This is a genomic window from Actinoplanes flavus, from assembly GCF_017592555.1.
In the GTDB taxonomy this organism is placed as follows: Bacteria; Actinomycetota; Actinomycetes; order Mycobacteriales; family Micromonosporaceae; genus Actinoplanes; species Actinoplanes flavus.
This window is the reverse complement of sequence record NZ_JAGFNS010000015.1, coordinates 110,565-129,592: the sequence shown is the minus strand read 5'-3', so window position 1 is coordinate 129,592 and position 19,028 is coordinate 110,565. Positions and strand designations below refer to the sequence as shown.

Genomic DNA, 19,028 nt, shown 5'->3' with positions numbered 1-19,028 from the left:
GTGAGCCTCACCATCGGAATCGTCGGCCTGCCCAACGTCGGCAAGAGCACCCTGTTCAACGCCCTGACCAAGAATGACGTGCTCGCCGCGAACTACCCGTTCGCGACGATCGAGCCCAACGTCGGCGTGGTGGGCCTGCCCGACGAGCGGCTCGGGAAGCTGGCCGAGCTGTTCGGCAGCGAGAAGATCCTGCCGGCGCCGGTGAGCTTCGTCGACATCGCCGGCCTGGTCCGCGGCGCGTCGAAGGGTCAGGGCCGGGGCAACGCGTTCCTCGCGAACATCCGTGACGCGTCGGCGATCTGCCAGGTGGTGCGGGCCTTCTCCGACCCGAACGTGCTGCACGTCGACGGCAAGGTGTCGCCCTCCGACGACATCGAGACGATCAACACCGAGCTGATCCTCGCCGACCTGCAGACGGTCGAGAAGGCGCTGCCCCGGCTGCAGAAGGAGGCCAAGCTCAAGAAGGAGAAGGCCGCCGCGGTGGCCGCTGCCGAGGCCGCGTTCAAGCTGCTCAACGACGGGGTCACCCTCTATCAGGGCGCCGGCGCCGCCGGCATCGACCTGGATCTGCTGGGCGAGCTGCACCTGCTCACCACCAAACCTTTCCTGTACGTGTTCAACGTCGACGAAGCCGAACTGGGCAACGAGGCGTTCCTGGACGAGCTGCGTGCCCTGGTCGCCCCGGCCGAGGCGGTCTTCATGGACGCGAAGATCGAGTCCGAGCTGATCGAGCTGGACGAGGACGAGGCCCTGGAACTCCTCCAGTCGACCGGCCAGTCGGAGCCCGGCCTGAACCGGCTGATCCGCGTCGGGTTCGACACCCTGGGCCTGCAGACCTACCTCACGGCCGGCCCGAAGGAGGCCCGCGCCTGGACGATCCCGGTCGGGGCGACCGCCCCCGAGGCCGCCGGTGTCATCCACTCCGACTTCCAGCGCGGCTTCATCAAGGCCGAGATCGTCAGCTTCGACGACCTGATGGCGGCCGGTTCGATGTCGGCCGCCAAGGCCGCCGGCAAGGTCCGCATGGAGGGCAAGGACTACGTCATGAAGGACGGCGACGTCGTCGAGTTCCGCTTCAACGTGTAGTACCGCAGCATCGACACCGGCCAGACCGCCTTCCGGAGGCTGGTCATCGGGCTGTGAGCGGCTTCGAGGGACACCGCCGGGCCGGGTGCGTGCCCGGCCCGGCGGCAACGGTCTCAGAAGAGGTTGGAGCCCGCATCGAAAAGCGCGCGCCCGGTGTCGCCGAGGTCGAAGAACTTGAAGCCGTCGGGGTCGCTGAAAAGCATGAAAAAGGGCCTGAACATTGCTGCCTCCTTGGTTGGCGGGAAACTCGACTCAGTCTCACGTTGAGTGAGCCGACACGGCTCCCGCTTCGGTGCGAGATCACGCTTTAGGGCGAACCGGGCGCATTCGGGCACACGGGCGTTCTGGCGGACAACGGTGCATGCGGTCAGGGGATCGGTGAACCGGTAGGGGTCAGGGAGCGCTCGTAGCAGACCGAGAGTTCGGAGCCGATGTATGCGCCGAACAGCGGGATCTCGTGGTAGCCCTCGCGTTCGTAGAAGCGCATCGCGTCCGGCTGGGCCGGGCCGGTCTCCAGGCGGATGGTGGTCCAGCCGCGGTCCACGGCGGCCTGTTCCAGGGCGCGCAGGATCGCCGTGGAGACGCCGGAGCCGCGGCTGCCGGGCGCCACGTACATCCGCTTGACCTCGGCTGTCGTGGTGGTGAGCCGGCGCAGGGCGCCGCAGCCGACCGGGCGGCCGGTGGCCGGGTCGGTGGCGACCAGGAACAGGTCGATGTCGCCGGCCGAGGGCGGGGTGCCGGGTTCGTGGTCGTCGGAGCCGTAGCGGGCGTCGAGTTCGGCGCGCTGGGCGGCGCGGAGCGCGGTGCCGTCGGCGTCGTCCCAGGGCCGGGCTTCGATGGTCCAGGTCATGGCGTCCTCCATTCGTAACAGGCGTTACGGTAACATCGGTTATGGATCGAGGAGGGTGAGAGTCGTGTCACGGACGGCGGATCGGTCGGCGCAGGGTGAGGCGCTGTCCCGGGCGGTGTGGAGCGTGCTGGCCGAGCAGGGGCTGGAGCGGCTCACGGTGCGCGCCGTGGCGGCCGCCGCAGGGTGCACGACCGGGCTGGTCATGCACCGGTTCCCGAACCGGCGGGCGCTGCTGCTGCACGCCCGGCAGTTGCTGCACCGGGTCACCCGGGAGCGGGTGGAGACGCTGGAGGCGGCGGCCGCCACGCCGCGGGCGGCGTTGCGCGCGGTGCTGCGTCAGGGGATGGCCCTCGACGAGCGGACCCGGCAGGAGGCGGTCGTGTGGATCGGCTTCCTGGCCGGGGCGGTCGCCGACGACGAGCTGATCGCCGAGCACCGGCGCAACAACCGGGCCTGGCGGGAGCGGGTCGAGCGGCTCACCGCGGCCGCCGTTCCGGAGTGGAGTGCGGAGCGGGTGGCGACCGTCGCGCTGGCGCTGATCGCGATGACCGAGGGGATGGCGGCCTACGCGGCGGCGGACCCGGGCGCCTTTCCGGCAGCCGATCAGGAGCGGATGCTGGACGCCGCCCTGACCGCGTACGGGCTCATGTGATCTTCGAGGGTGACCGGGCGCGCACGCCCGGCGCGGGCGCTACGGTCCGGGCCGGCGACGAGGCCGCTCCTTCGCGCAGCGGCTTCTCCGGTAGGCGTACCGGGACAGGTCCTCAGCGCAGCGCCGGGAAGATCGTGCCCGCGATGATCACGCCGGCCAGCGCCCCGGCCACCACCTGAGCGGGCGTGTGCGCGGTGAGCCGGACCCGCGCCCAGCAGCCGAGCAGCACCAGCGGGGTGCCGATGAGGACGAGCGGGCCGTAGACCGCGGTGAGCGCGGTGAGCGTGCCGGCGGCGACGCCGGCGTGGATGGACATCTTCCACCAGTGGGTGACCAGGGCGAACACGGCGAGACCGGCGCCGCCCGCGGTGAGCAGGGCGAGGACCTCGCGCGGGGCGCCGAGGGCGATCATCAGCAGCAGGCCGGCGATGAGCGAGGCGGTGCCGAACAGCAGCGGGATCCGCCGGGCGGCGCGTTCCGGGATGTGGTGGTTGGTGAGCCGTCCCTTGCGGACGCCGTGCAGCACGTAGCCGAGCGGGATCACCGCGGCGAAGAGCGCTCCGGGCAGGCCCCACCAGCGGGAGACGCCGGGGGTGTCGCCGGCGTGCCAGCCGACCGTCAACAGCAGAACGGCCACCAGGACCGCTGGGGCGAGCACCTCGGAGAGGACGGTGGCGAGCCGGTCCAGAGCGTTCCGGCGATCCTCGGCGACAGCGTTGATCACGTCCCCATCATCGCAACCGCGGCGGAGCAAGCCGCTGAACACCGGTTACAGGGCGTTTCGCCCGCGGAAGGAGGGGCTCAGTCCTCCGGTCTCGCCATCGCCTCGAAGGCGGCGGCCAGGGCTTTCAGGTCGAGGTCGCCGAGGTGGTCGAAGATGTGGCGCCGGACGCTGGCCAGATGGGTGGGCCAGGCCTCGCGCAGACGGGCCAGCCCCTTCTCGGTGAGGACGGCGTTGGCGCCGCGGGCGTCCTCCTGGCAGCGGATCCGGCGCAGGTGGCCGAGCGACTCGAGTTTCGCGGCGAGCCGGGTCATCCCGCTCAGTGACATATCACACGCGGTGGCCAGTTCGCTCATCCGCATCAGCTGGCCGGGGGTCTCGGAGAGGTGGCGCAACACCGCGTACTCGCTGGCGGACATGCGCTGCTCGCGCATCAGATCAGCGTCCAGCGCACGCGGCATGACCAGCAGGAACCGGCCGAGCGCCCGCATCACGGCCTCCTCGTCCGGGCTGAGCGGTACAGGGCCGGTCGGGGACATGGATCGATCCTACGACCGGAGCACGAACCATTCTGCGGCTCGCCGGGGCAACGCGTGAGCCCGGTCGCGGGCTGCGCGGGTCCCCGATTCGGGTGACCCGCTGGGAACTTGCCTGCGCGCCGGAGAAGGTAACAATGCTTTGGTGCAAAACCAGACAACTAGTGACTCTTGGCAGCATCTGCTCGAAATGCCACGAAAGTCTTGGTGGGCCCAGCTGCCGTTCGGCGTCCGGATGGCCGCCGGTGCGGGCGCGCTGGTCGTGCTCGTCGGCGGCGGAGCGGCGGGGATCTCCACGATGACCGGCTCGGACGGGACGCCGGCCGCGGCCACCGCCGAGGCGGCCACCGCGCCGGACCCGGGCGCCGCCCGGCTGGAGGAGGACCCGGAGGTGGTCAGCCGTGCCGCGGCCGCCGCCCAGCCGCTGCCCAAACGCCACGGTCACACCCCGCCGCCGCCGGCACCCCCCGGGAAGCCGGCCGGCACCGACCAGCTGAGCCGTGCCCGGGTAGCCGACGAGCGCGCCGACCGGACCGGGCCGCGGCCCGCGCACCCCCGCGGCAAGCGCGCCGGCCGGGACCGGCGGGAACCGGCCGCCGGCCCGGTCGTCACCACCCGCACCGACGAACGGACCCGGGTCATCCCGTTCCGGACGAAGGTGGTCCGCGACCCGGCGCTGCCGCGTGGCACCCGGTTCGTGCGGTCGCCCGGCGTGCCCGGCGAGGAGACCGCGCGGTACCTGGTCACCCTCACCGACGGCAAGCAGACCGCGCGGCGGCTGCTCGGCAGGACCGTCACCCGGAAACCGGAGAACCGGGTCGTCGTCTTCGGCGCCCTCCGCCGGTCGGCCCTGGACCCGGCGTGCGAGCACGCGCTGGACCTCTGCGTGCCGATGGGGCGTGCCGCGGTGTGCCCACCGGAGGCGACCCCCGGCCCGGCGACCACCCCGGCGCCCGGAACTCCGGTGACCCCGGCGCCCGCGACCCTCGTGACCGAGGAGGACCTGCTGGCGGCCGGTGAGGAGTTGCTCGACGGCGTACGCCTGGAACCCGCCTCCCTGTGCTGATCGCCGCGGGGCGATGATCGGGGACATGGGACTGACCGATGCCCGTCTGGCCGGGCTGGCCGAGCGCCTCGTCACCGTGCCCGGCGTGGTCGGGGTGGTGCTCGGCGGCAGCCGGGCCGCTGGCACGCACGCCCCGGAATCCGACACCGACCTCGGCCTCTACTACCGGGGGTCGCTGGACACCGGGCGCCTCGGCGAACTGGCCGAGGAGGTGGCCGGGCCGGGCGCCCGGGTCACGGCGCCCGGCGAATGGGGTCCGTGGGTGGACGGCGGCGGCTGGCTGACCGTCGACGGCGGCGCGGTGGACTGGATCTACCGGGACGTCGACCGGGTCCGGGCCTGCTGGGCCGACGCCGAGCGGGGCCGGTACGCGTTCCACGTCCAGGCCGGCCATCCGCTGGGCGTGACCGACTTCTCGTACCCCGGTGAACTGGCCTCCAGCCGCATCCTGGCCGATCCCTCCGGTGAGCTGGCCGAACTCCGGGCGGGGATGCGGGTCTACCCGAGGCCGCTGGCCGAGGCCCTGGTGGCCGGGTTGTGGGAGGCCGACTTCCTGATCGGGCTGGCCCGCAAGGCGGTGTCCCGCGGCGACAGCGCGTACGTCGCGGGGTGCCTGTTCCGGATGGCCGGTGTGCTGGCGCACGCGCTGCACGGCGCGGCCGGCCACTGGCTGATCAACGAGAAGGGCGCGGTCGCCGCCGCGGCCGTGCTGCCCGGCGCGCCGGCCCGGTTCAAGACCCGGATGGACACCGTGTTCGCCACGGTCGACGGCGATCCGGTACGCCTCACCGCCGCGATCGATCTGGCCGCCGATCTGGTCCTGGAGACCACCGACGCGTGCGCGGCGATGTTGCGCTGACCGCGGTTCCCGGGAGTTCGCCGCCATCCGCGTGCCGGATCGCTAGCCTGAGATCGAATCCGCAACACAGGTGTGAGGAGAACCATGTCCGGCAAGGGCGGCGAAGGCGGCAGCTGACGTTGACGTGGGTCTTCGTCCCGGTCAGTGCAGAACGACCGTGGCGAGACCCACCAGCGCCACCGACAACAGCACCGCCACCGCGAAGACGGTGTGGTGACCGCGCGGCGGCGGGACCGGATCCGGGTCGTGGCCGAAGAGTTCCGCCCGGTATCGGTGGGTCAACGGCATCGGTAGGTGGGTGAGCACCGGTGATCGCCTCCGGGGGTCGAGGATCGAACGGCGTTACCCGATCGATGGCGATGACTTCCCGGTAGCATGCGGCGGGCCGGGATCGGCGAGCAATGGCTACTCGCGGGTAACCGTGGAGGTGGGCCGGTCTGGCATGGCCCTTCCCCTGATCGGTCACCGGACATCGGGTGAACAGGCGTCCCGTGCCGTGATCATTCACTCTATGTGAGGATTTGTCGGTAACGATCACTTCGCCATCATTAGGGCGATGCCGGAGACACCATCGACGTATCGCGCACTGTTCAGGGGCACCCTGAACGCCTCGGTCGTGCTCATCGGTCTGGCATCGGGTGTCGCGCAGCTCGTCGAGATACCCACCCGGATCGGCCAGTGGGCACTCACCGCGATCTCCCTCGCCTGCCTGATCTACTTCGCGGCCCGGCTGTGGCAGCTCGCCTTCGTCGTCCGGATCCGCGACCTGCGAGCCGACCTGCGGGAGACCACCGGCCGGCTCGCCCTCCAGCAGGCCGGCCATCAGCACTACCTGGACGCCATCCAGCGGATCAGCGACCGGGAGAAGCCGCTCTTCACCGAGACCCTCGAGGTGCTCGTCGCGATCGGCGACGACGACGACAGCGACCGCATCGTGGAGCAGCGGGTCACCACCCCGGAGCCGCTGGTCACCCACCGGACCATGCGCCCGATCGTGCCCACCGACACCGACCGGCCGGCCCTCCTCGACGAGATCTCGTTCAAGACGCTGCGGCCGGTCGGCGGCACCATCACCGCGCTGCCCCTGGAACAGGCCCGGCTGCTGCGGGTCTGGCTCATCTTCGACCCGGCGATGACCACGCCGACCGAATGGCAGGTCGAATACCGTCCGCGGGGACTGTGGCGGCCACTGCGCGAACGCGGCTGGGACCAGCTGGTCTGGGAGGACCGCCTGCCCACCGCGAGCGGCACCCCGTCCGCCTTCACCCGCTTCCAGGTGACCTTCAGCTTCCCGGACAGCGATCAGCCGCCGAGCGTCAAGGAACGACAGGGGTACGGCCGGATGACCGAACCCGAACGCGACGCCCGCGGCCGGTGGGAGGTGGTGTGGCGGGACGAGGAACCCGCCGGCCGCCGCTACGTCTGGGATCTCACGCAGGCGGTCGGCGGGCACTGAACCCGGTCAGGAGGCGTGCGACAGGATCAGGTTGTGCACGTGGTGCGCCTTGTCGGAGCCACGGAACTCGATCTCGTACACGTGGGTGCCGACGGTGATGCCGATCGTGCCGGAGGAGAAGAACTGGCCGGCCCAGCTCTTGTTGCTGATCACGCTGACGCTGCTCACCTTGGAGTAGGGGATGCTGGTGATCGCGAAGCGCTTACCGACGAAGGACTTGTCCTGGATGATGATCCGCCGGCTGGTGAGGCCGATGAAGCCGGTGCCGGCGCCGATCGCGTCGTAGACCGCGATGATCTGCTCGCCCTCCAGCAGACCGCTCTGGATCTGCTCGAGCTGGCCCTTGTTGTCGTACGCCACGTCAGTCATGCGGCGCAGCGTAGTCCGCCCGTTCTACGGCCTTCCGACCACGGTGCGGTAGAAATCCTCGATACGGGCCGCCAGGGTGACCTCACCGTCGGTGATGGTCGAACCGTCCTGCGGCCCCAGGCTGATCTGAGTGTGACCGTCGACGCGCCGAATGGTCGGCCTGATGTGAAGAGTGTCCGCCGCGACCTTGATCCGCTCGGTCAACGCGGCGTGCTGACTGTCGTCACATGCCAGGTCCCGGCGGAGCTGCACCCCGTCACGGGTCCAGCCGCTCAGTAGCGCAAGGGCGTCGCTGAGATAATCCGCGCCGGAGTCCCGGCGTCTTCTGGCCCGCACTGCCGCACCCCCCTAGCGTCGTTGCCGGCTTGTGGCCGAACTGTCGCCGTGTCGTCATGGTCGGTGCCCCACAGTTTCGTCCGTCCGGACACTGGTGTCCACGGCCACATATCCGTGATTGCGTGACGATCAGGGCACCAGTGGGCAACCTGAACGATGAACTTCTGTGCGATCTTTGATCGCATGCGGCCCGAACAGTACGTCAAGCGCGCCCCATCACCCAGGGTGATCGTGGCTGCTGTGATCATTACCGCCGGCCGGGTCCTGGCCTGTGAGCGCAGCTCCCCGCCGGAGGCGGCCGGGCGGTGGGAGTTCCCGGGTGGCAAGGTCGAACCGGGGGAGACCGAGCGCCAGGCGCTGGCCCGCGAGTGTGCCGAGGAGCTCGGCGTACGGGTGGAGGTCGGCGACCGGGTCGGCCCCGACGTGCCACTGGCCCACGGCCGGGCCGTACTCCGCGTCTACGCCGTCACCCTGCTCGGTGGCGACGTGCCGGAGGCGCTGGAGCACCGCTCCATGCGCTGGCTGACCGTGGACCAGCTGGACAGCGTCCCGTGGCTGCCCGCCGACGTGCCGATCGTGGCGGAGCTGCCGCCGCTGCTCGTCTAGGAGTACTGCTTACGCAGCTCCCGCTTCAGCACCTTCATGCTCGGGCCCAGCGGCAGCGACTCGGTGAACCGGACCTGCCGCGGGTACTTGTGCTTGCCGAGCCGCTCCTTCGACCACTCGATGAGCTCGGCCTCGGTCAGGGTCTGGTCCGCCGGCACCACGACCGCACAGATCTCCTCACCCAGGGTCTCGTCGGCCACGCCGATCACCGCGACCTGCTGGATCGACGGATGCCGGGCCAGCACCTCCTCGACCTCACGCGGGTAGACGTTGAAGCCGCCGCGGATGATCAGATCCTTGGTGCGGTCGACGATGCTGATGAAGCCGTTCTCGTCCCGTACGCCCAGGTCGCCGGTGCGGAACCAGCCGTCGATCAGCGCCTCGGCGGTCGCCTCCGGGCGGTTCAGGTAGCCGGCGAAGACGTTGTGGCCGCGGATCACGATCTCGCCCAGCTCGCCGTCCGGCAGGAACTCGATCCGCTCCGGCACCTCCGGCCGGGCGATCTCCACCTCGACACCCCAGATCGGGTGCCCGACCGTACCGGGCTTGGCCCCGAACGACGGCTGGTTGGTGGTCGCGGTCGGGGAGGTCTCGCTCAGTCCGTACCCCTCCCAGATCGTCGAGCCGAAGGCTCCGGCGAATTTCTCCAGGACCGCGACCGGCAGCGAGGCGCCACCGGAGACGCACAGCTTGAGCCGCGGCAGGGTCTCCGCCTTCGCCGCCGCCTCCAGCAGGCCGATGTACATGGTCGGCACGCCGTGGAAGATCGTCACCTTCTCCCTCAGCATCAGCTCGATCGCCGCCTCACCGGTGAACCGGGGTAGCAATACCAGCGTCCCGCCGAGCCGGAAGGTCGCGTTCATCCCGACCGTCTGGCCGAACGTGTGGAACAGCGGCAGACAGCCGAGGACCACGTCGTCACCGGTCAGCGGGTGCACGTCGAACACGTTCACGGCCGCGTTCATGACCAGGTTGAGGTGCGTGAGCATGGCGCCCTTGGGCTTGCCCGTCGTCCCGCTGGTGTAGAGGATCACCGCGACGTCCTCGGCCTCGCGGGTCACGTAGGTCCGCAGCGGCTCCACCGTCGCCGAGATCTCCTCCAGCCGCGGCGGGTACTGCGGCAGATCGGCCGGGAGCGGGCCGACGTTGACCAGCGCGGTGCCGGCCGCGGCCGCCGCGGGAGCGCCCGCCGCCAGGAACGCCGAGTGGGTGACCAGCAGCTTCGCGCCGCTGTCGGTCAGCACGTAGCCGACCTCCTCGGCGTTGAGCAGCAGCGAGACCGGCACGATCCGGGCGCCGACGGCCAGCGCGGCGAAGTAGACCCGGGGGAAGTCGCCCACGTTGGGAATCATGATCGCCACCGTGTCGCCCGGCCCGACGCCCAGCTCGCGCAGGCCCGCCGCGTACGCGCGGGTCTGCGCCCACAGCTCGCGATAGGTGATGCGCTCTCCGCCGGCGTCGACGATCGCCACCTTCTCGGGGTACCGGCGCGCGGCTTCGGCCAGAACCGTGGCGAGGGATAGCGTCGTCATGCTGATCTCCCTAAGTGATGTACGTCGCAGCTGTGCTTAAACTAGCGGCGTAAGTTTTTACACGTCCAGTGTTGATTTCGGTTTTCTCGCAGGGAGCTCCCATGGCCAGGCCCCGGCAGGCGCTGCTCACCAAGGAGCGCATCGTCGAGGCGGCGGCCGTCCTGATCGACGCCGAAGGACTGGAGGCCTGCTCGATGCGGCGCCTCGCCACCGAACTGGGAGTGCAGGGCCCGTCGCTGTACAACCACTTCGCCACCAAGGCGGAGATCGTCGACGCGGTCGCCGAGGCGGTGGTCGCGCAGGTCGACATCTCGGTGTTCCACGGCAACGACTGGCGTACGGCCCTGCGGCTGTGGGCGAAGTCGTACCACGCGGTCCTCGCCGCGCACCCGAACATCGTGCCCGTGCTGGCCACCGGTCCCGGCCGCCGCCCGGCCGGCCTGGCCATGGCCGAGGCGGTCTACGGCGCGCTGATCGACGCCGGCTGGTCCCGGGCCCGGGCCACCCACATCGGCGCGCTGATGCGCTACCTGATCACCGGCTCCGCGCTGGGCTCCTTCGCCCTCGGCTTCGACGCCGACCCGGAGCTGTACGACCACTATCCACACCTGCATCGCGCCCACGAACTCGCGGCCCACCGGGCCGCGGTCGACGAGGGCGCCTTCGAACTCGGGCTGGACCTCCTGATCACCAGCCTGTCCGACCGCTACGACCTGGGGGTACGCCGATGACGCCGGTCCACCGTGACGAGCTCTGGATCGGGGGCGCGTGGGTGCCCCCGGAATCCAGCGAACGGATCGGAGTGGAGAACCCGTACACCGAGGAGGTGTTCGGGCACGTGCCGGCCGGCACGGCCGAGGACGTCGATCTCGCCGTCTCGGCGGCCCGCGCCGCCCTGCCCGGCTGGGCGGACCTGCCGGCCGCCGACCGCGGCGCGGCCCTCGGGCGCCTGCACCGGGCGCTCGCCGCCCGCGCCGACGAGATCGCCCGGATCGTCGGCCTGGAACTGGGCACACCGCTCAAGATCGCCAAGGCGGTCCAGGCCGGCCTGCCGCTCACCGTCCTCGCCGGGTACGCCGAACTCGCCGCCCAGCCGTGGGCGCAGGAGACCATCGGCAACTCCCTGGTGGTGCACGAGCCGGTCGGCGTGATCGGCGCCATCACCCCGTGGAACTACCCGCTGCACCAGGTCGTCGCCAAAGTCGGCGCGGCCCTGGCAGCCGGGAACACGGTGGTGCTCAAGCCCAGCGAGATGACCCCGCTCGTGGCGTTCCTGCTCGCCGACGCGGCCGCCGAGGCGGACCTGCCGGCCGGCGTCCTCAACCTGGTCAGCGGCACCGGCCCGGTGGTCGGCGCGGCCATCGCCGGGCACCCGGACATCGACATGGTGTCGTTCACCGGCTCCACCGCCACCGGCCGGGCCATCAGCCACGCCGCCGCCGACCGCGTCGCCCGGGTGTCGCTGGAACTGGGCGGCAAGTCCGCCAACGTCATCCTGGAAGACGCCGACCTGGTCAAAGCGGTCAAGGTCGGCGTCGGCAACGCCTTCCTCAACTCCGGCCAGACGTGTACGGCGTGGACCCGCATGCTGGTCCACCGGTCCCACTACGACGAAGCCGTCGAACTGGCCGCCAAGACGGCCGCCGGCTACACCCTCGGCGACCCGTTCGACCCGGCCACCCGGCTCGGCCCGCTCGCCTCGGCCGGGCAGCGGGACCGGGTCCGCGGGTTCATCGAGCGGGCCTCCGCCCGTCTCGTCGCCGGGGGGCTGGACGCGCCGGTGCCCGCCACCGGCCACTTCGTCGCGCCGACCGTCTTCGCCGACGTCGACCCCGACAGCGAACTGGCCCAGGAGGAGATCTTCGGCCCGGTCCTGTCGATCATCGGCTTCGATTCCGACGACGAGGCCGTCGCGATCGCCAACAATTCGAGGTACGGCCTGGCCGGCGCCGTCTGGGGCAGCGACGAGCGGGCCCTGGCCGTGGCGCGCCGACTGCGTACCGGAGCGGTCGACGTCAACGGCGGGGCGTTCAACCCGTTCGCCCCGTTCGGCGGTTACAAGCAGTCCGGTATCGGTCGTGAGCTGGGCGCGTACGGCCTGGCCGAATTCCAGCAGGTGAAGGCGATCCAGCGATGAGCGGATCATTCGGCTCGGCGGGATGCCGAAGCGGAGCGGAGGCAGCGCGATGAGCCACTACATGCGGGGCCTGGTCGTTCGCAGTGCGGGCGTGCCAGCCGAGCTCGTCGAGCTGCGGCTGCCCGAGATCGGGCCGGGCCAGGTGCGGGTCGAGGTCCGTGCGGCCGGCGTCTGCCACTCCGACCTTTCCATGATCAACGGTACGCTGCGCCCGCCGCACCCGCTCGTGCTCGGTCACGAGGCGGCCGGCGAAGTGGTCGAGGTCGGCGAGCACGTCACGCGTACGAAGGTCGGCGACCACGTGGTCCTCAACTGGCAGCCGGCCTGCCGGACGTGCTGGTTCTGCGAGCACGGCCAGCCGTGGCTGTGCAGCACCTCGTCCGGTGTCGCGGCCCTGGAGAACGGGCTCACCCTGGACGGGGCGCCGGTCCACGTCACCCTCGGGCTGGGCGCCTTCGCGGAACAGGTGGTGGCCCCGGAGAACGCGGTCATTCCCGTACCGAAGGAACTGAATTTCGAACTGGCCGCCCTGCTCGGGTGCTCGGTGCTCACCGGCAGCGGCGCGGTCCGCAACACCGCCCAGGTCCGGGCCGGCGAATCGGTTCTGGTCATCGGCCTCGGCGGAGTCGGCCTGTCGGCGGTCGCCGCGGCCCGCGCGGCCGGCGCCGGCAAGGTCATCGCCGTCGACGTCACCGAGGCCAAGAAGGGACTGGCCGAGGCGGCCGGCGCCACCGACTTCGTGGTCTCCTCGGACAGCCTGTCCAAGGACATCCGCAACCTGACCGGCAGGCTCGGCGCCGATCACGCCATCGAATGCGTCGGCCGGGCGTCGACCATCCGCGCCGCGTGGCGCGCCACCCGGCGCGGCGGCCAGGTCACCGTGGTCGGCATGGGCGCGGCCGACGACATGGTCCAGCTGGGCGCGCTCGACATCTTCTCGTCGGCGCGCACGCTCAAGGCATCGGTGTACGGCCAGGCGGACACCGACATCGAGGTGCCGGCCCTGGCCCGCGACGTCCTCGACGGCAAGCTCGACCTCGACCACCTGATCACCGACCGGATCAGCCTGGCCGAGGTCCCGGCCGCTTTCGACCGCATGTCCCGCGGCGAGGGCGCCCGCTCGGTAGCCCTCCTCTGACCGCTGTCGAACGTCCGGAGCCGGCCATGTCGCGGCCGGCTCCGGACGATCTCAAGCCGCGTCGGACCGGGCGGCCTCGTCGGTCTCGGTGCTGCGCAGAATGTAGAGGTCGTCGCCGAAGACGGCGGCGATCTGGAGATGGCCGCCGAGCGCCTGGACATAACGTGCGATGGCATCGACGGTGGACACGTCGCCGTTCTCGATCTGCGAGACCCGGCCCTTGGTGACACCCATCCGTTCGGCCACCTCGGCCTGGGTGAGCCCGAACGCCTTACGACGTTCGGCGAGGCGGTAGCCGTCGATGTAGGCCTGCTGGCGGCGGCGAGCCTCGGCGATCCGCTCCTCGCCACCCGCCTTCTCGACGAACTCGGCGCGGACGTCCTTCCACAGCGGGAATTCGGTCATCGGTTTCGCTCCTCGTCTTGGCGTTCTTGCAGATACCTCTGGTACAACTCCTCGGCGCGCGGGATGGCCTGCCGGTACCAGCCGGACCAGTTGCCCGACTTGTCTCCGGCGGTCAGCAGGATCGCCGATCGCCAGGGATCGAACACGAACAGGATCCGGATCTCAGTCCGCCCGGCGGAACCGGGGCGTAGTTCCTTCATGTTGTGTATGCGTGACCCTTCGACCCGGTCGACGTAGGGGCGGCCCAGGCCGGGCCCGTCCTCGGCGAGCCGGTCGATGGCCGCTGTTATCTGGTCGTATGAACCCGCGTCCAGGGTTTCGGCCCAGGCCAGGAATTCATGCGTGACTCGGATCTCCCACTCCTCCACGTCGATGGAGGTTAGATAATTCTATACCCGCGAGGCGGACTGACTGTGCGATAGAAAGGTCGGATGCGTCCAGAAGCGGGACAGGTCCTGCACTTCTCGGAGGACTCCGGAATCCGGGCCTTCGTGCCGCACGTGGCGGCGACGGCGCGACAGCCTGAGGCGTACGTCTGGGCCGTCGATCACGAGCAGGCGCCCGCCTACTGGTTCCCACGGCAGTGCCCGCGCGCGATGGCCTGGGTGCGGCCCGGCGTCACCACCGGCGCGGACCGGGACCGGATCATCGGCGCGGGCTGCGGGACACGCGTGCACGCCATCGAGTACGCCTGGCTGGACGCCGTGCGCGCCACCACCCTGTACGCCTACCGCCTGCCCGCCGACCGGTTCCGCCCGTTCGGGGAGCCCTACCCGTACGCGTGGGTGGCGACCGATCCGGTCGAGCCGCTGGGCCCGCCCGAACCGGTCGGCGACCTGATCGCCCGCCACGCCGAGGCCGGGATCCAGCTGCGCATCCTCGACGACCTGTGGCCGTTCTGGGACCAGGTCACCGCCGGCACCGTGGGTTTCAGCGGCATCCGATTGCGCAACGCTCAGCCCCGGTTCGTCAAATGCGGGCTGCCGCGCCCGGGTTGATCAGCGCGCCCACCGTGCGGGCCAGGGCTGACCGGGCCGACTCGACCGACAGCTCCATGCCGTCGCGCCACGAGGCCCACGTCGGCCAGAGGCTGACCGCGGTCAGAGCGTTGAGCAGATCCTCGTCGTTGCCGATCTCGTGACCGAAAGTGCTGGTCAGCTCGTCCCGGACCCGCGCGGTGTGCAACTTGCGATAGCGCTGCAATCCGGCCGAGAACGGCTCCTTGAGCGCGGAGGCCCGCGCGGCGGGCCCGATCTCCTCCAGCAGGCGGGCCCGCTGATGGCTGAACGCCTCGATCCGCTCGGCCAGCGGAAGATCCGCCGGAATCGGCCGGTACGACGCGTCGCGCTGATCCAGAACACGCTGACCACTGGCGGCCATCAGCGCCTCCATGTCGGCGAAGTGGCTCCACAGGGCGCGCAGCGACACCCCGGCCAGCTTGGCCACCCGGTCGGCGGTGGGGCGCATGTCCCCTTCGCTGATCAGCCGGAGGTGCGCGTCGACGATCGCGTTACGGGTCCGCTCGGACCGTGCGGTGCGACCGTCGACGCGGGTGGGGGGTGTGGTCACGAACCGCTCCGGTAACGCTTCAGCTCCCGGTGGGCCAGGGAACGCTTGTGCACCTCGTCCGGGCCGTCGGCCAGGCGCAGCATGCGGGCGCTGGCCCAGAGCCCGGCGAGCGGGGTGTCCTGGCTGAGCCCGGCCGCGCCGTGCGTCTGGATCGCCTTGTCGAGGATCCATTCCACAGCGGACGGCACCACGATCTTGATGGCCTGGATCTCGGTGTGCGCGCCCTTGTTGCCGACCGTGTCCATCAGCCAGGCGGCCTTGAGCACCAGCAGACGGGCCTGCTCGACACGGACCCGCGACTCGGCGATCCAGTCCTGAATGACGCCCTGCTCGGCGAGGGTCTTGCCGAACGTGGTGCGGGCCAGCGCCCGGGTGCACATCAGTTCCAGCGCCCGCTCGGCCATGCCGATCAGCCGCATGCAGTGGTGGATCCGGCCGGGGCCGAGCCGGGCCTGGGAGATGGCGAAGCCGCCACCCTCGACGCCGATCAGGTTGGCGGCGGGCACCCGTACGTTCTCGAAGATCAACTCGGCGTGGCCGCCGTGGTCGCCGTCGGTGTAGCCCATGACCGTCATGCCGCGCTTGACGGTCAGGCCCGGCGTGTCCCGGGGCACCAGGATCTGGCTCTGCTGCACGTGCCGTGCGGCGGCCGGATCGGTCTTGCCCATCACGATGAAGATCTTGCAGTTCGGGTTCATCGCGCCGGTGATGTAGAACTTGCGCCCGTTGATGACGTAGTCGTCGCCGTCCCGCTCGATCCGGGTGCCGATGTTGGTGGCATCCGACGACGCGACCTGCGGCTCGGTCATCGCGAAGGCGGACCGGATCTCCCCGGCCAGCAGCGGCTTGAGCCAGCGTTCCTGCTGCTCCGGAGTGCCGAACTCGGCGAGCACCTCCATGTTTCCGGTGTCCGGGGCGGCACAGTTGAGCGCTGCCGGCGCCACCGCCGGGCTGCGGCCGGTGATCTCGGCGAGCGGCGCGTACTGGAGGTTCGTCAGGCCCGCGCCGTGCTCACCGGGAAGGAAGAGATTCCACAGCCCGGCCTCCTTGGCGGCCTCCTTCAGGCTCGCCAGAATCGCGGGCGGCTCCCAGCCGTCGGTGTGGAACGAGGACTCGGCGGGGTAGACGTACTCGTCCATGAAGGCGAGCAGTCTCTTGCGGTAGTCCTCGGTCTTCGCGTCGTACTCGAAGTCCATCAGTGTCCTTCCAGCGCTCGGTGGCCCTGCTCGACCAGGGTGGGAACCATCGCCCCGACGGTGTCGAAGCCGGGGCCGACCGTCTGACCCTTGGTGTAGCGGTAGTGCACGCCCTCGAGGATGACGGCGAGCTTGAAGGCGGCGAAACCCACGTACCAGTGCAGGTCGCTGACGTCCCGCTTGCTCCGTTCGGCGTACCGGGAGGAGATCTCGTCGAGGGTGGGGTGCCCCGGGATGTCGATCGGAGCCACCGCCACCCCGTCGCGCTCCAGCAGCGGGCGCCCGGCGTAGACCAGCATCAGCGCCAGGTCGCTGAGCGGGTCGCCCAGTGTGGACATCTCCCAGTCCAGCACCGCGTTCACCGTCAGCTTGTCGCTGACCAGCACGTTGTCGAGCCGGAAGTCGCCGTGCACCACGGCTCCGGCGCCGTCCGGGATGTCGGTGGCGAGACGGGCGTGCAGCTCGTCGATGCCGGAGAGCTCCCGGCTGCGGGACGCGTCGAGCTGCTGCTTCCAGCGGCGCACCTGCCGGGCGTTGAAGCCCTCCGGCCTGCCGAAGTCACCGAGCCCGATCGCCTGCGGGTCGAGAGCGTGCAGGTCGGCGAGGGTGTCCACGAGCGTGAACGTCAGCTCCCGGAACTCGGTGGGGGAGAGGCCGGCGGCGTCCCGGTAGATGGTGCCGTCGACGTGCTCCATCAGGTAGAACGGCGCCCCGATCACCTCGGTGTCGGTGCAGAGCAGCACCGGCTTCGGCACCGGGAACCCGGCCTGGGAGAGGGCGTCGAGGACCTTGTGCTCGCGGGCCATGTCATGGGCGGTGGGCAGCACGTGACCCAGCGGCGGGCGGCGCAGCACCCACCGGTTGACGCCGTCGGTGACCGCGTACGTCAGGTTCGACTTGCCACCGGCGAACATCGTCCCGGATAGCGGCGGGCTGTCCAGATAGGCCTGAAGTTTCTCCAGGTCGAGGCCCTTCACGAGGACGCCTGCCGCTCGAAACCGCGCTGAAGTCTGTTCATGCCACCCAGCCAACGGTCCGGATCGCTCGCGCGCAAGCGGTAGTAGCCCTCGACTTCCGCGTGCGGGAGGATCAGGAAACCCTCGCCGCCCAGCGAATCGGCGACCAGGTCGGCGACCGTCTCCGGGGCCAGCGCCCCCTCGGCGAGCAGCGACGCGGACCCGCTGCCGCTCTCGTTGCCGCGGGTCAGCATGTCGGTGCGCACGCCCTGCGGGCAGAGCGCCTGCACGATCAGACCCCGATGGGCGTACGTCGCTCGCAGCCACTCGGCGTAGGCCAGCGCCGCGTGCTTCGTGACCGAGTAGGTGGCGCTGCCCAGCAGGGTCAGCAGGCCGGCCGCGCTCACGGTGATCAACAGGCGCTTCGGCTCCCCGCTGTCCAGCCAGCGTGGCAGCAGTGCCCGGCTCACGTAGACGTGCGACATCACGTTGACCCCGAAGTCGCGCTGCCACTGCGCGTCCGGCGTCGTCTCGTCACCGGACGACAGCACTCCGGCGTTGGAACAGAACAGGTCGATGCCGCCCAGCTCGTTCCAGGCGGTGTCGATCAGGTGCTGGACGTCGGCCTCGCTGGCCGCGTCGCCGGGCACCGCGATGCCGCCGATCTCCCCGGCGACCGAGCGGGCGGCGTCGCCGTTCAGGTCGTTGACCACGACCCGGGCGCCGTCGGCGGCGAACCGGCGGGCCAGCGCCGCCCCGATCCCGCCGCCGGCGCCGGTGACCACGACCCGCTTCACTGGACGGCCCCGGTGAGGGTGAGGCCTCCGTCGATGACGATCGTCTGCCCGGTGATCCAGGCGGCGTCCGGCGAGCAGAGGAACGCCACGGTGCCGGCCACGTCGTCGGTGTTGCCGAGCCGCTTGAGCGGATACGTGGCCGCCACCTCCGCCTCCCGCCCCTCGTAGAGGGCGCTGGCGAACCGGGTCTTCACGACCGCGGGCGCGACCGCGTTGACCCGGATCTTCGGGGCCAGCTCGACCGCGAGTTCTTCGGTGAGGTGGATCAGTGCGGCCTTGGTGGTGCCGTAGAAGGCGATCCCGGGCGCGGGGCGCACGCCGGAGACCGAGGAGATGTTGACCACCGAGCCGCCGGCGTCGGCGAGCCCGCCGCGCAGCGCCTCCTGGATCCAGCCGAGCGTGCCGATCAGGTTCACCTCGGCCATCTTGCGGGCCGCGTTCAGGTCGAGGCCGGCCAGCGGCCCGTACGCCGGGTTGATCCCGATGTTGTTGATCAGTGTGGTGACCGGCCCGAACCGCTTCCGCACCGCGTCGACCACGGCCGCCCGGTGCGCCGGGTCGTCGCCCTTGCCGGCCACGCCGAGGGCCACCTCGGGGCCGCCGAGCTCCTTCACCGCGGCCTCGAGGGCGTCGGCGTCACGGCCGGTGATCGCGACCTTCGCTCCCTGTGCGACGAATCGCTGGGCGATGGCGAACCCGATTCCGCGGCTTGCCCCGGTCACGATCGCTATCTGGTCCGCCATCGCTCAAACCTCCTGAAG

Annotated in this window: 24 protein-coding genes; 10 read left to right on the top strand and 14 right to left on the bottom strand. The window is 70.8% G+C overall.

Annotated features, from left to right (window positions below):
• Complete coding sequence (gene ychF / locus J5X75_RS23180; protein WP_208469594.1) at positions 1-1,086, top strand: redox-regulated ATPase YchF; 1,086 nt, start codon at positions 1-3, stop codon at positions 1,084-1,086.
• Between the two features lie 367 nt (positions 1,087-1,453).
• Here ychF and J5X75_RS23175 read toward each other — a convergent pair whose 3' ends face one another.
• Positions 1,454-1,936, bottom strand: coding sequence for a GNAT family N-acetyltransferase (locus J5X75_RS23175; RefSeq protein ID WP_208469593.1), 483 nt, complete (start codon positions 1,934-1,936; stop codon positions 1,454-1,456).
• 64 nt (positions 1,937-2,000) lie between these two features.
• Between J5X75_RS23175 and J5X75_RS23170 the strand changes: the two genes are divergently transcribed.
• Positions 2,001-2,588: a TetR/AcrR family transcriptional regulator gene (locus J5X75_RS23170; RefSeq protein WP_307798216.1), complete on the top strand. Its 588-nt coding sequence runs from the start codon at positions 2,001-2,003 to the stop codon at positions 2,586-2,588.
• A gap of 112 nt (positions 2,589-2,700) precedes the next feature.
• Here the strand turns inward: J5X75_RS23170 and J5X75_RS23165 are convergent, their stop codons facing one another.
• Both J5X75_RS23165 and J5X75_RS23160 read right to left on the bottom strand, forming a co-directional pair.
• Positions 2,701-3,312 (bottom strand): phosphatase PAP2 family protein, encoded by a 612-nt coding sequence (locus J5X75_RS23165; protein WP_307798215.1) that lies wholly within the window; start codon positions 3,310-3,312, stop codon positions 2,701-2,703.
• A gap of 77 nt (positions 3,313-3,389) precedes the next feature.
• Positions 3,390-3,848: a MarR family winged helix-turn-helix transcriptional regulator gene (locus tag J5X75_RS23160; RefSeq protein WP_208469591.1), complete on the bottom strand. Its 459-nt coding sequence runs from the start codon at positions 3,846-3,848 to the stop codon at positions 3,390-3,392.
• Positions 3,849-4,035: 187 nt separating this feature from the next.
• On the opposite strand from J5X75_RS23160, the gene J5X75_RS23155 reads away from it, so the two are divergent.
• Together J5X75_RS23155 and J5X75_RS23150 are read left to right on the top strand one after the other, a co-directional pair.
• Complete coding sequence (locus J5X75_RS23155) at positions 4,036-4,911, top strand: G5 domain-containing protein (protein WP_208469590.1); 876 nt, start codon at positions 4,036-4,038, stop codon at positions 4,909-4,911.
• 25 nt (positions 4,912-4,936) lie between these two features.
• Positions 4,937-5,770 (top strand): nucleotidyltransferase domain-containing protein, encoded by an 834-nt coding sequence (locus J5X75_RS23150; RefSeq protein WP_208469589.1) that lies wholly within the window; start codon positions 4,937-4,939, stop codon positions 5,768-5,770.
• A gap of 141 nt (positions 5,771-5,911) precedes the next feature.
• On the opposite strand, the gene J5X75_RS23145 is transcribed toward J5X75_RS23150, so the two are convergent.
• Positions 5,912-6,058 (bottom strand): hypothetical protein, encoded by a 147-nt coding sequence (locus tag J5X75_RS23145; RefSeq protein WP_208469588.1) that lies wholly within the window; start codon positions 6,056-6,058, stop codon positions 5,912-5,914.
• Between the two features lie 268 nt (positions 6,059-6,326).
• On the opposite strand from J5X75_RS23145, the gene J5X75_RS23140 reads away from it, so the two are divergent.
• The gene (locus J5X75_RS23140) at positions 6,327-7,226 is read left to right on the top strand and encodes a hypothetical protein (RefSeq protein WP_208469587.1); all 900 of its coding nucleotides are present in this window, start codon (positions 6,327-6,329) and stop codon (positions 7,224-7,226) included.
• Between the two features lie 6 nt (positions 7,227-7,232).
• Here J5X75_RS23140 and J5X75_RS23135 read toward each other — a convergent pair whose 3' ends face one another.
• Together J5X75_RS23135 and J5X75_RS23130 are read right to left on the bottom strand one after the other, a co-directional pair.
• On the bottom strand, positions 7,233-7,595 hold the full coding sequence (locus J5X75_RS23135) for a PH domain-containing protein (RefSeq protein ID WP_188119792.1): 363 nt from the start codon (positions 7,593-7,595) through the stop codon (positions 7,233-7,235).
• A 24-nt stretch (positions 7,596-7,619) separates the two neighbouring features.
• Entirely contained in the window at positions 7,620-7,931 is a 312-nt protein-coding gene (locus J5X75_RS23130) for a 4a-hydroxytetrahydrobiopterin dehydratase (protein ID WP_208469586.1), read from the bottom strand.
• Positions 7,932-8,114: 183 nt separating this feature from the next.
• Here J5X75_RS23130 and J5X75_RS23125 point away from each other — a divergent pair, with 183 nt between their 5' ends.
• The gene (locus J5X75_RS23125) at positions 8,115-8,537 is read left to right on the top strand and encodes a (deoxy)nucleoside triphosphate pyrophosphohydrolase (RefSeq protein WP_208469585.1); all 423 of its coding nucleotides are present in this window, start codon (positions 8,115-8,117) and stop codon (positions 8,535-8,537) included.
• On the opposite strand, the gene J5X75_RS23120 is transcribed toward J5X75_RS23125, so the two are convergent.
• Positions 8,534-10,069, bottom strand: a complete 1,536-nt coding sequence (locus tag J5X75_RS23120) for a long-chain-fatty-acid--CoA ligase (protein WP_208469584.1) — start codon at positions 10,067-10,069, stop codon at positions 8,534-8,536. The two genes, J5X75_RS23125 and J5X75_RS23120, sit on opposite strands and share 4 nt — an antisense overlap.
• A gap of 101 nt (positions 10,070-10,170) precedes the next feature.
• On the opposite strand from J5X75_RS23120, the gene J5X75_RS23115 reads away from it, so the two are divergent.
• Genes J5X75_RS23115 through J5X75_RS23105 form a run of 3 tightly spaced genes read left to right on the top strand, consistent with a single transcriptional unit; the run spans position 10,171 to position 13,344 of the window.
• Positions 10,171-10,800 (top strand): TetR/AcrR family transcriptional regulator, encoded by a 630-nt coding sequence (locus J5X75_RS23115; protein ID WP_208469583.1) that lies wholly within the window; start codon positions 10,171-10,173, stop codon positions 10,798-10,800.
• A complete protein-coding gene (locus J5X75_RS23110) occupies positions 10,797-12,206 on the top strand; it encodes an aldehyde dehydrogenase family protein (protein ID WP_208469582.1) in 1,410 nt (469 codons plus the stop codon). Before J5X75_RS23115 ends, J5X75_RS23110 begins: the two co-directional genes overlap by 4 nt.
• Before the next feature lie 49 nt (positions 12,207-12,255).
• On the top strand, positions 12,256-13,344 hold the full coding sequence (locus J5X75_RS23105; protein ID WP_208469581.1) for an alcohol dehydrogenase catalytic domain-containing protein: 1,089 nt from the start codon (positions 12,256-12,258) through the stop codon (positions 13,342-13,344).
• 51 nt (positions 13,345-13,395) lie between these two features.
• On the opposite strand, the gene J5X75_RS23100 is transcribed toward J5X75_RS23105, so the two are convergent.
• Both J5X75_RS23100 and J5X75_RS23095 read right to left on the bottom strand, forming a co-directional pair.
• Positions 13,396-13,749 (bottom strand): helix-turn-helix domain-containing protein, encoded by a 354-nt coding sequence (locus J5X75_RS23100; protein WP_208469580.1) that lies wholly within the window; start codon positions 13,747-13,749, stop codon positions 13,396-13,398.
• Positions 13,746-14,123 (bottom strand): type II toxin-antitoxin system RelE/ParE family toxin, encoded by a 378-nt coding sequence (locus tag J5X75_RS23095; RefSeq protein WP_208469680.1) that lies wholly within the window; start codon positions 14,121-14,123, stop codon positions 13,746-13,748. The genes J5X75_RS23100 and J5X75_RS23095 overlap by 4 nt, the downstream gene beginning before the upstream one ends.
• Before the next feature lie 57 nt (positions 14,124-14,180).
• Here J5X75_RS23095 and J5X75_RS23090 point away from each other — a divergent pair, with 57 nt between their 5' ends.
• Positions 14,181-14,747 (top strand): DUF6886 family protein, encoded by a 567-nt coding sequence (locus J5X75_RS23090; RefSeq protein ID WP_208469579.1) that lies wholly within the window; start codon positions 14,181-14,183, stop codon positions 14,745-14,747.
• On the opposite strand, the gene J5X75_RS23085 is transcribed toward J5X75_RS23090, so the two are convergent.
• From J5X75_RS23085 to J5X75_RS23065, 5 genes are read right to left on the bottom strand one after another with little or no spacing between them, the layout of a single operon-like run.
• Positions 14,719-15,318, bottom strand: coding sequence for a TetR/AcrR family transcriptional regulator (locus J5X75_RS23085; protein WP_208469578.1), 600 nt, complete (start codon positions 15,316-15,318; stop codon positions 14,719-14,721). The two genes, J5X75_RS23090 and J5X75_RS23085, sit on opposite strands and share 29 nt — an antisense overlap.
• On the bottom strand, positions 15,315-16,514 hold the full coding sequence (locus J5X75_RS23080) for an acyl-CoA dehydrogenase family protein (protein ID WP_208469577.1): 1,200 nt from the start codon (positions 16,512-16,514) through the stop codon (positions 15,315-15,317). Before J5X75_RS23080 ends, J5X75_RS23085 begins: the two co-directional genes overlap by 4 nt.
• The gene (locus J5X75_RS23075) at positions 16,514-17,491 is read right to left on the bottom strand and encodes a phosphotransferase family protein (protein ID WP_208469576.1); all 978 of its coding nucleotides are present in this window, start codon (positions 17,489-17,491) and stop codon (positions 16,514-16,516) included. Before J5X75_RS23075 ends, J5X75_RS23080 begins: the two co-directional genes overlap by 1 nt.
• Positions 17,488-18,267 carry an SDR family oxidoreductase gene (locus J5X75_RS23070; RefSeq protein ID WP_208469575.1) on the bottom strand — a complete coding sequence of 260 codons (780 nt, stop codon included), beginning with the start codon at positions 18,265-18,267 and terminating at the stop codon, positions 17,488-17,490. The genes J5X75_RS23075 and J5X75_RS23070 overlap by 4 nt, the downstream gene beginning before the upstream one ends.
• Positions 18,264-19,010: an SDR family oxidoreductase gene (locus tag J5X75_RS23065; RefSeq protein ID WP_208469574.1), complete on the bottom strand. Its 747-nt coding sequence runs from the start codon at positions 19,008-19,010 to the stop codon at positions 18,264-18,266. The genes J5X75_RS23070 and J5X75_RS23065 overlap by 4 nt, the downstream gene beginning before the upstream one ends.
• Positions 19,011-19,028: the final 18 nt, after the last annotated feature.

What these genes read in the sequence shown, in the direction of transcription:
- J5X75_RS23125 (WP_208469585.1), top strand. Translation starts at nt 8,115, where the DNA reads ATGCGGCCCGAACAGTACGTCAAGCGCGCCCCATCACCCAGGGTGATC.
- J5X75_RS23140 (WP_208469587.1), top strand. Translation starts at nt 6,327, where the DNA reads ATGCCGGAGACACCATCGACGTATCGCGCACTGTTCAGGGGCACCCTG.
- J5X75_RS23120 (WP_208469584.1), bottom strand. Translation starts at nt 10,069, where the DNA reads ATGACGACGCTATCCCTCGCCACGGTTCTGGCCGAAGCCGCGCGCCGG.
- J5X75_RS23065 (WP_208469574.1), bottom strand. Translation starts at nt 19,010, where the DNA reads ATGGCGGACCAGATAGCGATCGTGACCGGGGCAAGCCGCGGAATCGGG.
- J5X75_RS23160 (WP_208469591.1), bottom strand. Translation starts at nt 3,848, where the DNA reads ATGTCCCCGACCGGCCCTGTACCGCTCAGCCCGGACGAGGAGGCCGTG.
- J5X75_RS23090 (WP_208469579.1), top strand. Translation starts at nt 14,181, where the DNA reads ATGCGTCCAGAAGCGGGACAGGTCCTGCACTTCTCGGAGGACTCCGGA.
- J5X75_RS23150 (WP_208469589.1), top strand. Translation starts at nt 4,937, where the DNA reads ATGGGACTGACCGATGCCCGTCTGGCCGGGCTGGCCGAGCGCCTCGTC.
- J5X75_RS23115 (WP_208469583.1), top strand. Translation starts at nt 10,171, where the DNA reads ATGGCCAGGCCCCGGCAGGCGCTGCTCACCAAGGAGCGCATCGTCGAG.
- J5X75_RS23080 (WP_208469577.1), bottom strand. Translation starts at nt 16,514, where the DNA reads ATGGACTTCGAGTACGACGCGAAGACCGAGGACTACCGCAAGAGACTG.
- J5X75_RS23100 (WP_208469580.1), bottom strand. Translation starts at nt 13,749, where the DNA reads ATGACCGAATTCCCGCTGTGGAAGGACGTCCGCGCCGAGTTCGTCGAG.
- J5X75_RS23105 (WP_208469581.1), top strand. Translation starts at nt 12,256, where the DNA reads ATGAGCCACTACATGCGGGGCCTGGTCGTTCGCAGTGCGGGCGTGCCA.
- J5X75_RS23155 (WP_208469590.1), top strand. Translation starts at nt 4,036, where the DNA reads ATGCCACGAAAGTCTTGGTGGGCCCAGCTGCCGTTCGGCGTCCGGATG.
- J5X75_RS23175 (WP_208469593.1), bottom strand. Translation starts at nt 1,936, where the DNA reads ATGACCTGGACCATCGAAGCCCGGCCCTGGGACGACGCCGACGGCACC.
- J5X75_RS23110 (WP_208469582.1), top strand. Translation starts at nt 10,797, where the DNA reads ATGACGCCGGTCCACCGTGACGAGCTCTGGATCGGGGGCGCGTGGGTG.
- J5X75_RS23135 (WP_188119792.1), bottom strand. Translation starts at nt 7,595, where the DNA reads ATGACTGACGTGGCGTACGACAACAAGGGCCAGCTCGAGCAGATCCAG.
- J5X75_RS23145 (WP_208469588.1), bottom strand. Translation starts at nt 6,058, where the DNA reads ATGCCGTTGACCCACCGATACCGGGCGGAACTCTTCGGCCACGACCCG.